11 protein-coding genes are annotated in these 12967 nt (G+C 67.8%); 2 read left to right on the forward strand and 9 right to left on the reverse strand.

All coding sequences use genetic code 11. The annotated features are described in order from the left end of the window. Positions 1–234: 234 nt before the first annotated feature. The gene (gene folK / locus RT456_RS14045; RefSeq protein WP_313347656.1) at positions 235–717 is read right to left on the reverse strand and encodes a 2-amino-4-hydroxy-6-hydroxymethyldihydropteridine diphosphokinase; all 483 of its coding nucleotides are present in this window, start codon (positions 715–717) and stop codon (positions 235–237) included. An 84-nt stretch (positions 718–801) separates the two neighbouring features. On the opposite strand from folK, the gene RT456_RS14050 reads away from it, so the two are divergent. Then, positions 802–1548 carry a 20S proteasome subunit A/B gene (locus RT456_RS14050; RefSeq protein ID WP_313347657.1) on the forward strand — a complete coding sequence of 249 codons (747 nt, stop codon included), beginning with the start codon at positions 802–804 and terminating at the stop codon, positions 1546–1548. A gap of 120 nt (positions 1549–1668) precedes the next feature. Here RT456_RS14050 and RT456_RS14055 read toward each other — a convergent pair whose 3' ends face one another. The 4 genes from RT456_RS14055 to RT456_RS14070 all read right to left on the reverse strand — a co-directional run bounded on the left by RT456_RS14055 (position 1669) and on the right by RT456_RS14070 (position 6011). Beyond that, entirely contained in the window at positions 1669–3183 is a 1515-nt protein-coding gene (locus RT456_RS14055; protein ID WP_313347658.1) for an ATP-binding protein, read from the reverse strand. 4 nt (positions 3184–3187) lie between these two features. Continuing rightward, positions 3188–3628 carry a response regulator gene (locus RT456_RS14060; protein ID WP_313347659.1) on the reverse strand — a complete coding sequence of 147 codons (441 nt, stop codon included), beginning with the start codon at positions 3626–3628 and terminating at the stop codon, positions 3188–3190. Next, positions 3625–5442, reverse strand: a complete 1818-nt coding sequence (locus RT456_RS14065) for an ATP-binding protein (RefSeq protein WP_313347660.1) — start codon at positions 5440–5442, stop codon at positions 3625–3627. Before RT456_RS14065 ends, RT456_RS14060 begins: the two co-directional genes overlap by 4 nt. Positions 5443–5633: 191 nt before the next feature. Continuing rightward, positions 5634–6011 (reverse strand): BON domain-containing protein, encoded by a 378-nt coding sequence (locus tag RT456_RS14070; protein ID WP_313347661.1) that lies wholly within the window; start codon positions 6009–6011, stop codon positions 5634–5636. A gap of 172 nt (positions 6012–6183) precedes the next feature. Here RT456_RS14070 and RT456_RS14075 point away from each other — a divergent pair, with 172 nt between their 5' ends. Then, on the forward strand, positions 6184–7227 hold the full coding sequence (locus RT456_RS14075; protein WP_313347662.1) for an oxidoreductase: 1044 nt from the start codon (positions 6184–6186) through the stop codon (positions 7225–7227). A gap of 101 nt (positions 7228–7328) precedes the next feature. On the opposite strand, the gene gnd is transcribed toward RT456_RS14075, so the two are convergent. From gnd to RT456_RS14095, 4 genes are all read right to left on the reverse strand, one after another. Continuing rightward, positions 7329–8234 carry a phosphogluconate dehydrogenase (NAD(+)-dependent, decarboxylating) gene (gnd, locus tag RT456_RS14080; RefSeq protein ID WP_313347663.1) on the reverse strand — a complete coding sequence of 302 codons (906 nt, stop codon included), beginning with the start codon at positions 8232–8234 and terminating at the stop codon, positions 7329–7331. Positions 8235–8237: 3 nt separating this feature from the next. Then, the gene (locus RT456_RS14085) at positions 8238–9431 is read right to left on the reverse strand and encodes a hypothetical protein (RefSeq protein WP_313347668.1); all 1194 of its coding nucleotides are present in this window, start codon (positions 9429–9431) and stop codon (positions 8238–8240) included. Between the two features lie 106 nt (positions 9432–9537). Continuing rightward, positions 9538–10164 (reverse strand): DUF2242 domain-containing protein, encoded by a 627-nt coding sequence (locus RT456_RS14090; RefSeq protein ID WP_313347664.1) that lies wholly within the window; start codon positions 10162–10164, stop codon positions 9538–9540. Positions 10165–10290: 126 nt separating this feature from the next. Beyond that, positions 10291–12480 carry a carboxy terminal-processing peptidase gene (locus RT456_RS14095; RefSeq protein ID WP_313347665.1) on the reverse strand — a complete coding sequence of 730 codons (2190 nt, stop codon included), beginning with the start codon at positions 12478–12480 and terminating at the stop codon, positions 10291–10293. Between the last annotated feature and the right edge of the window lie 487 nt (positions 12481–12967).

Raw genomic sequence — 12967 nt, forward strand, 5'->3', positions numbered from 1 at the left:
GCTGGCCGGCTCCATGCATCGCCTGACATCGCCAATGCCGGCCGCTGGCCGGCTCCATGCATCGCCTGACATCGCCAATGCCGGCCGCTGGCCGGCTCTTCATGACATCGCCTGACATCGGTAGTGCCGGCCGCTGGCCGGCTCTTCATGACATCGCCTGACATCCGGTAGTGCCGGCCGCTGGCCGGCTCTTCATGACATCGAGCAGCGCCTGGAGCCGGCCAGCGGCCGGCACTACAGCACGACAACCTCGAAGAGGTCGTCGTGCTGCCCATGCGCCCGCCACAACGCGGCCAGTGGCAGCCCGCTCACCGGGTCGATGAAGTCCGGCGCGATATCGGCCAGCGGCTTGAGCACGAACGCATGCTTGAGTTCGGGGCGTGGGATACGCAGGTGGCCCGGGCCCTCCACGATCAGGTCGCCATAGAACACCACGTCGATGTCCAGGGTGCGGTCGCTGAAACGCGGGCCGCTGCGGTCGCGCCCGTGCGCGTCTTCCAGCGCATGCAGCCAGGCATCCAGCGTCTCCAGCGGCAGAGCGGTTTCCAGCGCCACCGCATTGTTGAGGAAGGCCGGGCCATCGAAGCCCACGGCGGCCGTACGGTAGGCCGGCGACACCCGGAGCGCACCAAAACGCTCGCGCAGCGCGGCTACCGCGGCGTGAAGATGCTGTTGCGGCTGCAGGTTGCTGCCCAGGCTCAGGAGCACAGTGGTCATGGTATTCAGCGTACGTGGGGCGAATCCACACGGGGCCAACATGGCCAGCGCATAGAATCGGGGTGCACATCATAGGACACCCACATGACCTATTGCGTCGGCATCGAGGTGGATGAGGGCCTGGTCTTCGCCGCCGATACCCGTACCAACGCGTCGCTGGACGACGTACGCGTGCACCGCAAGCTGCACGAATTCGAGTTTCCCGGGCAGGCCGCGTTCGTGATCATGGCCGCCGGCAACCTGGCCACCACCCAGCTGTTGGTCTCGCGCCTGCACCGCGACGTGGAAGAGCAGCGGCCCGAGAACCTGCGCAGCTACCGCCACCTGTTCGAAGTGGCCGAGTACGTGGGCCGGGTGCTGGTGGACAGCCAGGTCAAATCCAGCAGTCCCGAACATGGCCACGACGGCATCAACACCCAGGCCACGCTGATCCTGGGCGGCCAGATCGGCGGCGAGCACCCCGGCATGTACATGATCTACCCGCTCGGCAACGCGATCTCGGCGTCGCCGGAGACGCCGTTCCTGCAGATCGGCGAGTCCAAGTACGGCAAACCGATCCTGGACCGCATCATCCGCCCGCAGACCCATCTGGACGATGCCGCGCGTACCGCCATCGTGTCACTGGATTCCACCATCCGCTCCAACCTGTCCGTCGGCCTGCCGGTGGACCTGGTGCTGCTGCGGGCCGGCGACCTGCGCATCAGCCAGCGCATGCGCCTGGCCGGCGACAGCCCGCTCTACGCCGAGATCCACGGCAACTGGTCGCGGCGATTGGAACAGGCCGTTGCCAGCCTCCCACGGTTCCCGTGGGAGGCTGGCAACGGTCGGTAGATACCGGCCGCTGGCCGGTATTCCTTCGCGTCACGACCAGCGGTATGCCCACCCGGGGTGGGCACCCTTCGGGCCGTCGCAAGCGACGTTAGTCACGGCTGGCGCCGTTCCTTGCGTGACCTACCCCTGCAACGCCTCGGCCACCGAGCGGAACACCTGCTGCATTTCCAGCGGCTTGCGCAGCACGTGCACGTTGATCGCGGCGGGGAAGCGCGCCAGCGGCACCGTGACGTCGGCATCCTCCAGCACCAGCACCGGGCCGCGATAGCCCAGCGCCGCCATTTCGCCCAGCAGATGGCTGGCCGACAGCAGCTTCGCCCCGGCGTCGGCAATCACCAGCGCCGGCATGGCTTCCTGCTGCATCCAGCGCAGCGCCGCGCCGCCGTCGGAGGCCAGCTGCAGGTGGTAGCCCTGGCTGGACAGCGCGTTGCCCAGCAGCGACAGGCGGGTGGCCTCGCCGTCCACCACCAGGATGGACTGCCCGGTACCGGCCGCCACCGGCTGCTCCAGCGGCGCCACGTCGGTGGGCAGTTCGCGCATCGGCAGCAGCAGGTCGAAGCGCGTCCCCTCGCCCGGCGTGCTGTCCACCTGGATGCTGCCCTGCACGCCTTCGATGATGCGCTTGCACGACATCAGCCCGAGCCCGGTGCCGTTGGGTTTGGTGGTAAAGAACGGATTGAACAGATGCGAGAGCACTTCCGCGTTCATGCCGATGCCCTCGTCGGACACCGAGATGCGCAGCCATTCCTGGCCCTGCGCGTCACGGTCGGCGAGTGCGCGCAGGGTCAGCCGTCCGCCGGACGGCATGGCCTGGATCGCGTTCAACGACAGGTTCAGCAGCACCTGCTGCAGTTCGGTGTAATTGCCCTCCATCGCCAGCATCGGATCGGCTACGTCCAGGTGCAGGCTGACCTTGGGCGGCAGGTTGCTGCGCAACAGCAGCTCCATCGCCTCGAACAGATGCGCGATCTGGATCCGCTCGCTGGGATTGCGCGAGCCGCGCACGAACGACAGCATCGATTCGGCCATGGCATGGCCGCGCCGGCCGCACTCGGCGATCACGTCGGCCAGGTGGTGCAGCTGGGGGTCGTCGGTGCGCGCCTTGAGCAGCTCGGGCATGATCAGCAGCGGCTGCAGGATGTTGCGCAGGTCATGGCTGAGCCCGGCGGCGAGCAGCGAGAGGCTCTCCAGCCGCTGCGCGCGCATCAGCTCGGATTCCACCCGCTGGCGGTCGATCGCGCCGCGCGCTTCGCGCACCGCACGCGCCACCGCCGACGGCAGCCGGGCCGGCTGGTGTTTGATGATGTAGTCGTTGGCGCCCTGGTGCAGGGCGGCCACGGCGTTTTCTTCGCCGATGGTGCCCGACACGAAGATGAAGGGCACGTCCGGGTGCCAGCCGCGCACGATCTCCAGCGCCAGGTTGCCCGAGAAGCCCGGCATGCTCAGGTCCGAAAGCACGATGTCCGGGGCGAAGCGCAGCAGCGCCTCGCGCAGCTCGGCCGACGTCTCCACCCGCTCGAAGCTGGCGTCCAGCCCGGCCTCGAGCATCTGCTCGCACATGAGTTCGGCATCTTCCGGTGAATCTTCCACCAGAAGGATGCGCAGATGTCCCAGCGATGGACCGGTCAGCGGCATGGCGTCACTCGACCTCGGGTGCCTGGTTGATCACCGCCCAGAACTTGCCCAGCGTCTGCACGGCGCCGAAGAACTGGTCCACGTCCACCGGCTTGACCACGTAGGCGTTCACGCCCAGATCCCAGCTGCGGGCCAGGTCGCTTTCCTCGCGCGACGAGGACAGGATCACCACCGGCAAGCGCTTGAGTTCCTCGGTGTTGCGGATCTCGCGCAGTACTTCCAGGCCGTCCATGCGCGGCATCTTGATGTCCAGCAGCAGCACCGCCGGCAGGCCTTCCTCGCGGTTGGCGAACGCCCCCCGGCGCAGCAGGTAGTCCATGGCTTCCACGCCATCTTCCACGTGCACGATCGGGTTGGCCAGGTGTGCCTCCTTCAACGCATCGACGGCCATTTCGGCATCGGCGGGGCTGTCCTCGGCAAGCAGGATGGTTCGAAGTGCGGTCATGCGGCAGGGCCTTGGTTGAGTGCGTCGAGTGCGGAAGGAAGCAGGAAGTGGAAGGTGGCGCCCTTGTCCACCTCGGATTCGGCCCAGATGCGGCCGCCGTGGCGGGTCAGGACCCGGCGCACACTGGCCAGGCCGATGCCGGTGCCGGGGTAGTCACTGGCCTTGTGCAGGCGCTGGAACACGCCGAACAGCTTGCCGGCGTAGGCCATGTCGAACCCGGCGCCGTTGTCGCGCACGCTGAACAGATGGCTGCCGTCGGGCTGCCGCTGGTAATCGACCTCGATCCGCGCCGGGGACGCATTGGCCGAATACTTCAGCGCGTTGCCGAGCAGGTTCAACCACAGCTGGCGCATCATGTTGTCGTCGGACACCAGGATCGGCAGCGCCGCGATCTTCCATTCCACCCGCCGCGACACGCCGGTCTGCTCGGCCTCGCTCTGCAGGTTGGCGTCGAGCATCGCGCGGGTATCGGCCACCAGCGACTGCATGTCCACCGCCTGCAGGCGCATCGCCGCGCGACCCAGCCGCGAATACACCAGCAGGTCATCGATCAGCGCGGCCATGCGCCGTGCCGAGTTGGAGATCACGTCCAGGTAGTGCTTCGACTTCTCGTCGGCCTCCTCGCCCAGGTGGCGGCCGAGTTTCTCCGAGAATCCGGCGACATGGCGCAGCGGTGCGCGCAGGTCGTGCGAGACGGAATAGCTGAAGGCCTCCAGCTCGCGGTTGACCTCCGAGACCTGCTCGACCTTGCCTTCCAGCTGCCGGTTCAACTCCTCCACGCGCTGCTGCACGGCGCGCTGCACCGTGACGTCGCTGACCGTCATCAGCACCACTTCGTCATCCTTGTCCGGCAATGGCATGCGCCGGGCATTGATGAGCATGGTGCGGACCTGGTCGTCGTCGGTGCGCTGTTCGTGTTCGTAGTCCCACAGCTCGCGGCCACGCAGCAGCACGTCCATCAATCGCTGGCGCACCGCCGTGTCGCTCCATGCACCGGCGCCGAGCGTATCCAGCGCGTGGCCATCCGCGTCGGCATCGTCCAGCCCATACAGCTCGGCGAAGGCCGGGTTGTGCAGCTGCACCTTCAACTCGCGGTCGAGCAGCACGATCGGCTCACGCACGGTATGCAGCACCGAGGCCGCGCGTGCGGAGGCGCGCAGCGTGGCACGCTCGGCGCTGGCGCGGTGCGCGATCTGCCGGTGCAGCAGCCACAGCACCAGGCCCAGCAGCAACAGCTGCACCACCAGCGCCGTCCATGACACCAGCTCGCCCTGCCGCTGCTGCTGCGCGAACACCGCCGAGCGCTGCTGCAGCAGCTGTTCCTCGCTGGCTTGCAACGCTTCGATCAGCCCACGGATGGGATAGCGCGTGGTGAGGTCCTGGACCAGCTCGCGCTGGTCGTCGCCCGGCGCGGCACGCGCCAACTGATGGGCCAACGCCATGCGGCGCTCAAGCAGCGCCTGGATACGGCCGATCCGCACCAGCTGCGACGGATTGTCCCGGGTCAATTCGGCCAGCCGCTCCAACCGCTGCGGAATGTGCCGTGCCTGCCCCATCCGTTCGCGCAGCCCGGGCGCGTCGATGCCCTTGGACATCGTCAACGCCGCAGACTCGACATCGCGCACGTCGGCCTGCAGCTGGTACACCGCGACGCCGACATCCTGGGTATGGGTTACCCAGCGCATCGCATCGAGATTCTCTTCGGAGAGTTTGCGCAGCGTCAGCCACGGCACCACGATGATCGCCACAGCCGCCAGGCCCAAGGCCGGCAACCGCCAGCGGTCCCAGAGTTCGTCACTGAAAACCAGCGCCATAGACCCTCGTCAGCTCTCGCGTATCCCCCCTCCCTGTCGACGACACGCAGATACGGCGCGGCGCCTGCAGGGGCGAAGCCCTGAATATACTCCACACCAACGTGAATACGCGGCGGGACCGGCCAACACCGGCGCAACGAAAAAGGGCGCGCCTTTCGGCGCGCCCCGGTAATACGTGATGGCAGTGCCGATCAGCGCTTGGCAGCGGCCGCAGCAACCTTCAGGCCACTGGCATCGACGCTCTTGACGCCCTTGATGCCCTTCGCCGTGGTGACCGCCTTGTCATGCTCGGCCTTGGTGGCCACGGTGCCGGACAGCGAAACCACGCCGTTCACGGTTTCCACCTTCACTTCGGTGCCGGGAACGTTCTTGCTGGTCAGCAGGTCGCTCTTCACCTTGGTGGTGATCCAGGTATCGGTGACCGGCTCCGCCGAATCATGCGTGTCGGCATGGGTCATGGCGCTATGGTCGGTCGCCTTCGGCGGATCCTTGGCCATCGCCGAGGAGGTGCCCAGCACCATACCGAGGGCCAGCGAAGCAGCAAGCAGATTACGGGTAGTGTTGGTCATGTGCGGTGTCTCCCTTGTTGGTGGGGCCAGTCTCCACGGACGGCCGTACACGGCACGTGCGGATGACATCACGCCGCCGTGAACCGCTCAGCTTCCTGCATGACGGTTCATGTTTCCGCACTGCATCATCTGCCGGTACGCTGTGCACCTGGCCCGCAACAGGAGCACCCCCATGACGGCGACTGCGCAGATTGGCCTCATCGGCTACGGACTGGCCGGCAGCGTATTCCATGCGCCACTGATCCAGCACACCCCGGGGCTGGCATTGCACAGCATCGTGAGTTCGCAGCGCGACCTGCTGCTGCGCAGCTTCACCGATGTGCACATCCATGACGAGGTGGCACCGCTGCTGGCCGACCCGGCGGTGGACGCGGTGGTGATCGCCACCCCGAATGAACAGCATGCGCCACTGGCCTTGGCTGCGTTGCGCGCGGGCAAGCATGTACTGGTGGACAAGCCGTTCGCGCTGAGCAGCGCCGAGGCCACGGCGGTGATCGCCGCGGCCCGCGAGGCGGAGCGCGTGGTGACGGTGTTCCAGAACCGGCGTTTCGATGCCGATTTCCTCAGCCTGCGCGCGGTGCTGGAGCAAGGCGTGTTGGGCCAGGTTGCCGAGTGCCACTCGCATTTTGACCGTTTCCGGCCGCAGGTACGCGACCGCTGGCGCGAGAGCGATGCCCCCGGCAGCGGGCTGTGGATGGACCTGGGCCCACACCTGCTGGACCAGATGCTGCAGCTGTTCGGCTGGCCCGAGGCGATCAGCGCCGACATTGCCGCGCAGCGCGAGCACGCACGCAGCGACGACTATTTCCATGCGGTGCTGCACTACCCGGGCCTGCGCGCGATCGTGCATGCCGGCTCGCTGGTGGCGGCCTCCGCGCCACGCTTCGCGGTGCACGGCCGCCAAGGCAGTTACCTGAAGGAAGGCCGCGACGTGCAGGAAGACCAGTTGCGCCAGGGCATCGCCCCGGGTGCGCCGGGTTGGGGCCTGGACCCGCTGCATGGCCAGGTCGTGCAGGTCGATGCGGAGGGACAGCTGCATCGCCACAGCGTGGACAACGCCGTGGGTGACTACCGGCGCTTCTATGCCGCCTTCCGCGATGCGATGCGCGGCGAAGGCGAACCGCCGGTGACGGCGGAGCAGGCGCTGCAGCTGATGCGTCTGCTCGAGGCCGGGCGCGAGAGCGCCGACAACGGCCGGCGCGTGGATCTGGGGTAGAGCCACGCCCTGCGTGGCTGCGCGGTGCCGGCGTCCGGCGCAGCCACCCATGGGGTGGCTCTACGGGTGGGTTGAACGTGCCGTGCGCGCGGCAGATTGCCTCAGTCGGTTTTCATCGCGTGCCCGCCGAATTGATTGCGCAATGCAGACAGCATGCGGTCGCTGAAGGAATTCTTCTCGCGGGAGCGCAGACGCTCGAGCAGCGACAGGGTGATCACCGGCGCCGACACATCCAGATCGATCGCCTCGGCCACCGTCCAGCGGCCTTCGCCGGAGTCGGACACGTAGGGGGCAATGCCATCCAGCTGCGGATTGCCCTCCAGTGCATCCACGCTGAGGTCCAGCAGCCAGGAACGCACCACGCTGCCGTGCTGCCATGCCTTCGCCACCTGGCCCAGGTCCAGGTTGAAGTCGGTCTTGCGCTGCATCAGCGCGAAGCCCTCGGCATAGGCCTGCATCATGCCGTACTCGATGCCGTTGTGGACCATCTTGCAGAAGTGCCCCGCCCCGCTCGGACCGACGTGCGCCCAGCCACGGTCCTCGGCCGGTGCCAGCGTGCGGAAGATCGCGCCGACCCGTTCGGCCGCCGCCGTGTCGCCGCCGATCATCAGGCTGTAGCCTTCCTGCAGGCCCCACACACCGCCGCTGGTGCCGCAGTCGAGGTACGTCACGTCTTCTTCGATCAGCTGCGCGGCGCGGCGCATCGAATCCTTGTAGTACGAGTTGCCGCCGTCGATCACCACGTCGCCCTCGGACAGATGCGGCGACAGCGCGGCCAGGGTCTGGTCCACCACTTCGCCGGCCGGCACCATCAGCCACACCACGCGCGGTACCGACATGGAGGAGAGCGCGTCGGCGGCCGAGGCGCTGACCTCGAAGCCACGCGCGGCGGCGCTTTCGCGTGCGGCGTCACCGGGGTCCACGCCGATGACGCGGTGGCCGCCGCGGTGCAGCCGCTCGGCCATGTTGGCGCCCATGCGCCCCAGTCCAATCATTGCAATATCCATGACTCACCTTTGCTCGGGTTGCGAATGTGTTGATGCTGCCGCGCACTGCTGCAGTTGGGTGTCGATCCAGCGGCGGTACAGCGTGGTATGCAGGTTGTGCAGGCCCAGCTCGAAGGCGAATGGCGTCCGCGGATTGCGGTCGAGCAGGCGTGCGATGTGATAGCCCACCGGACGTATACCGCGTGGATGCACATAAATCACGAACTGCCGGTAGAACGGATCGTCCAGCAGCGCGTCCAGTTCGGCCAGCAGCGGCTGCTGTGCCGCCGGCAACGCCGCGCGCAGCGCCGGGTCGCGCTCGGCCAGCAGGCGCTCGAAGCGCCGCAGTCCCGGGCCCGGCATGCGGCTGGCCAGCGCCCAGATGCGCGCGTTGATGCGGTCATAGTGGGCAAAGCCACCGTGCTCGCGCAACGCCTGTGCCGCCGCATCGCTGACGTCGACAATGACGAAGTTCTCGGCCTGGTTGTTGATGTCGTCCAGGTAGACCGGATCAAAGACGTGCTCGATGAAGCCCGGCGCGCCGACGAAGGCCTGGCGGCCGCGCTGCGAGGTGCGCACGGCCTTGCCGTCGGCGAGGAACGCGCCCGCGTGGTGGCCCAGCAGGATGCTGTCGGTGTCGTGCAGGGTGAGGAAGGTGCCGATGGAGAGCTCGCCCGCGGTGAACGCCGCATCGAACGCCGCGTCGCCGTACAGCTCGCGCTGCGTGGCCAGCTGCGCGACCTGGCGCCCCACCCCGCATTCGCTGCGCACCCGGCCGTCATAGAAGGCCTGCAGGGCCGCACTGTTGGATCCCTGCGGCTGGTAGCCGCGGCCGAAGCTGCGGAAACCCTCCCAGCCCTGCGCACGTGCGCCGCCTGGGCCAAAGCCGATCCAGCCCAGCTGCAGGGCCGAGAAACGGTAGCCCGGGTTGTCCTGCAGTCGGGTCGCCGCGCGCCGGGTGGCCTCGCCCAGCACGAACGCATAGGCGCAGACCGTGGCGGGGTCCTCGACGAGCGTCTGCAGGAAACGCTGGCGCTGCGGTGCGGCCCACGCGCGGGGCAGCTGCACGCGCAGGTCGCCGGCCGGCTGCGCCTGACGCAGGTCGGCGCGCTCGCAGACCGGCCCGCCGTGCACGCGTGGCGCGTCGATGGGGGCGTCCTCGATCTGCCAGCCCAGGCGTTCCAGCAACGCCTGCAGGCAATTGTCCGGGGCCGCCATACTGTCGGCGGCCGGCAGTAGGCCCAGCAACAGCGCCAGCGCGACGCCCGCGGCGGGCGGGGTACGGCTGCAACGGGGACGCGCGCGGGTCACGCTGCGCGCCCGCTCAGGGTGTCGGGCTGGGTGTGTCGGGCGTCGGCGGCGGAGGCGGCGCAGGTTCGGGGGTGGGCGGCGGCGGCGGGACGGGTGCAGGCGGCACCGGCTCCGGCGTGCCCGCCTTGGCGGCCGGCAGGTACTGCTGCAGGCGCGCGAAGAAGCGACGGTAGAAGTCGGCGTCCTGCACGGTGCTGCTGGCCACTTTCACCAGCGAGTCGTCATTGCTGCCGAACGGCAGCGACACCGAGCCCAGCGCACCCACGCCGACGCTGGCCGATGTGGGGCTCTTCTTGAGCGCGTAACGGTCCTGCACCGCGCTGATGAACACCAGCGCCTCGTCGCCCCGCGCCGCGCAGGAGATACGCAGCACCAGCTGCTCGTGCTCGTCGTCGCGCGGCTGGAAATTCTTGTTGCCTTCCACCGCATCGGCGTCAGCACGCGCGATGGCATAGCCCTGGCTCAGCAGCGTGCGTCGGCCGGCCTCGCAGGCCTGCGCGGGCGTACCGGGTACGGTGCGCGAGTAGGTGTCACCGGAATCGAAGGACTCGCGGAGCAGCGTGCTGTCGGCCGCACGTCCGCCGCAGGCGGTGAGGGCGACGGCCATCAGGCTGGCCGACAGTGCATGGGAAGGCCGCATGGGCGCTCCTGCTGGAAGGGAATCGTCGCAGCATAGGCGCGGCGGCGTATGCACGGGGTCTAGAAAGCGAAGGGCCGGCGCAATGGCCGGCCCTTCGTTGTTGGATCGTTCACCCGGTCACGCCGATCAATCGGCCCAGCGGCCCACCGCCGTGGACTGCGGCAGCACCTGCGCCGACAGCGGACGATCCACTTCCAGCAGGTTGACCGCGTCGGCCAGGATCGCGGCCGACTCACGCAGCAGCGGGTCCGGGCGCTTCTCGGCGGCCTTCTCGCGTGCGGCGTCCTTGACGATGTCGCGCTCGTTGCCGGTCAGGCCGTCGTCATTGCTGTCGTCGGCCAGCGGGTCAAGGTCCAGGCCGAGTTCCTTGCGGGTGGCCTGGCGCTGCTTGCGCTGGGTTTCCTGGCGCTCACGCTCGGCGCGGCGCTCGCCCTCGTTGAGCGAAATGTACTTCTTGGCCGCTTCGGTACGGAACTGCTCCACGTCCTCGTTCCACCACTGGAATTCCTTGTCCGCGGCGATGCGCGAGGCATGCCGGGTCTCCAGCTTCGGCAGCAGCGGGCCGAAGTTGCCGTACTGGGTGTGCGGCACGGCGGCAATGCGGGTCCACGGCAGGGCGTTGTCGTAGGTGCTTTCGCCGTACTCGCTGGCGTCCACGCTGGCCGGGAAGGCCAGGTCGGGCACCACGCCCTTGTGCTGGGTGCTGCTGCCGCTGACGCGGAAGAACTGCGCGATGGTCAGCTTGACCTGGCCGAAACGCTGGGTCTCGCCGCTCGGCCAGCGGTCCAGGTCGACGATGTTCTGCACCGTGCCCTTGCCGAAGGTGGTCTCACCGATCACCAGCCCGCGACCGTAGTCCTGGATGGCGCCGGCAAAAATTTCCGAGGCCGAGGCCGAGCCGCGGTTGATCAGCACGGCCAGCGGACCGTCCCAGGCCACCGCTTCGCTGCGATCATTGTTGACCGTGACGCGGCCGCCGGATTCGCGCACCTGTACCACCGGACCCTGTTCAATGAACAGACCGGTGAGCTCAATGGCCTCATCCAGCGAACCACCGCCGTTGTTGCGCAGGTCCAGCACCACGCCGTCCAGTTTGTCGGTCTTGAAGCCGGCCAGCAGCTTGGCCACGTCGCGGGTGGCCGAGGCGTAGTCGGTCGCGTTGCGGCGGCGGCCTTCGAAGTCCTGGTAGAAGGTCGGCAGTTTGATCACGCCCACCCGGCGTTCCGGCTCACCGTCCTTGGCCGGGATGGTCAGCGTTTCGCCCTTGGCGGCCTGTTCGGCCAGGCGCACCTTCTGGCGGGTCAGCACCAGCATGTGCGGCTTGCCGTCCACGCCTTCCTCGGCCGGGATGAATTCCAGCCGCACCTGGGTATCCTTCTTGCCGCGGATCTTGGCCACTACGTCGTCGATGCGCCAGCCGATGACATCCTCGACCGGACCCGACTTGCCCTGGCCGACGCCGACGATGCGGTCACCCGGCTTGAGCGTGCCATTGACCGCGGCCGGACCACCGGCGATGACTTCGCGGATCACCACCATGTCGTCCTGGCGCTGCAGCTGGGCGCCAATGCCTTCCAGCGACAGCGACATGGCCTGGTTGAAATTCTCCGCCGTGCGCGGCGTGAAATAATCGGTGTGCGGGTCCACGGCGCTGGTGTAGGCGTTGAGGAAGAACTGGAACACGTCCTCGCCCTTCAGCTCGTTGACCGACTTCTCCAGCTGCGCATAGCGCTTGTCCAGCGTCTTGCGGATATCGGCCGGCGGCTTGCCGGCCAGCTTCAGGCGCAGCCAGTCATTCTTCACCGACTTGCGCCACAGGTCATCGAGCTCGGCGCTGCTGGCCGCCCACGGCACGTCCTTGCGGTCGTATTCGAAGCGCTCGTCGCTGCTGAAATCGAAATCCTGCTTGAGCAGCTTGCGCGCGTAACCGACCCGCTCGCCGACACGCTGCTTGTACACCGCGAACACCTGGAATGCCGGCTCCAGCTCACCGCCGCGGATGGCCGAGGAGATGTTGTCCTCGAACGGCGCGAACTTCGTGATGTCGGCCTGGGTGAAGAACTGCTTGCTGCCGTCCAGCGACTCCAGGTACCGCTTGAACACGTCCTTGGAGGTCGCCGCGTCCAGCGCGCGCGGCCGATAGGCATAGCGGCTGTCCGAAAGCAGTCCGTAGACCAGCTTGGAGGTCGTCACCTGGTCGGCGGTCGCCGCCGACGGCAGGGCCGGCGAATCGGCGTAGGCAGCCAGCGCCAGCGGCGCGGTCAGCGCCAGGGCCATCAGGAATGCGGGGACTTTGAATTTCATCGACTTGCTCATGGCACCTTGCCAACGGGGAGACTGCGTGCGGATCAGACCACACGACAGTGCCGAAAGTTGCGGGGTTTGTCATCCACCGCGTCAGAACGCGGATTTCCAGCCTAAACGCGGGGCTGTATCAAATTGTGAATGACGCGGAATTACCGCGGGGAATGGGGTTTACGGGCGAAACCGCGCGGCGGCCTGAACCATTCGGCCGTCGGAAGGCATTCAGGCCGGGAGGGTGGCCCGTAGAAGCCTGACGGTCTTCGATCGGGTTCGTCGCGAGCGTTGAGGGCCCCGCCGCGGCCGGCAGGCCCCTATGCAAATGTCCCCCGGCGTCGGCATGCGCCGCCGCCTCCTCCTTTACTTTGCCAGGGACCTACCGGCCGCGACGGGGCTGCACTTGCGGTACACGAGGAAAAGCCGGAGCACGGTGCCACGCCGGTGGGGCGAGTGCCGGGGCGCCTTGCCCTTGTAGGCGAAGTAAAGGAGGAGGGGGCGGCCG

The sequence above is a fragment of the Stenotrophomonas sp. genome (assembly GCF_032099025.1).
Taxonomy (GTDB): domain Bacteria; phylum Pseudomonadota; class Gammaproteobacteria; order Xanthomonadales; family Xanthomonadaceae; genus Stenotrophomonas.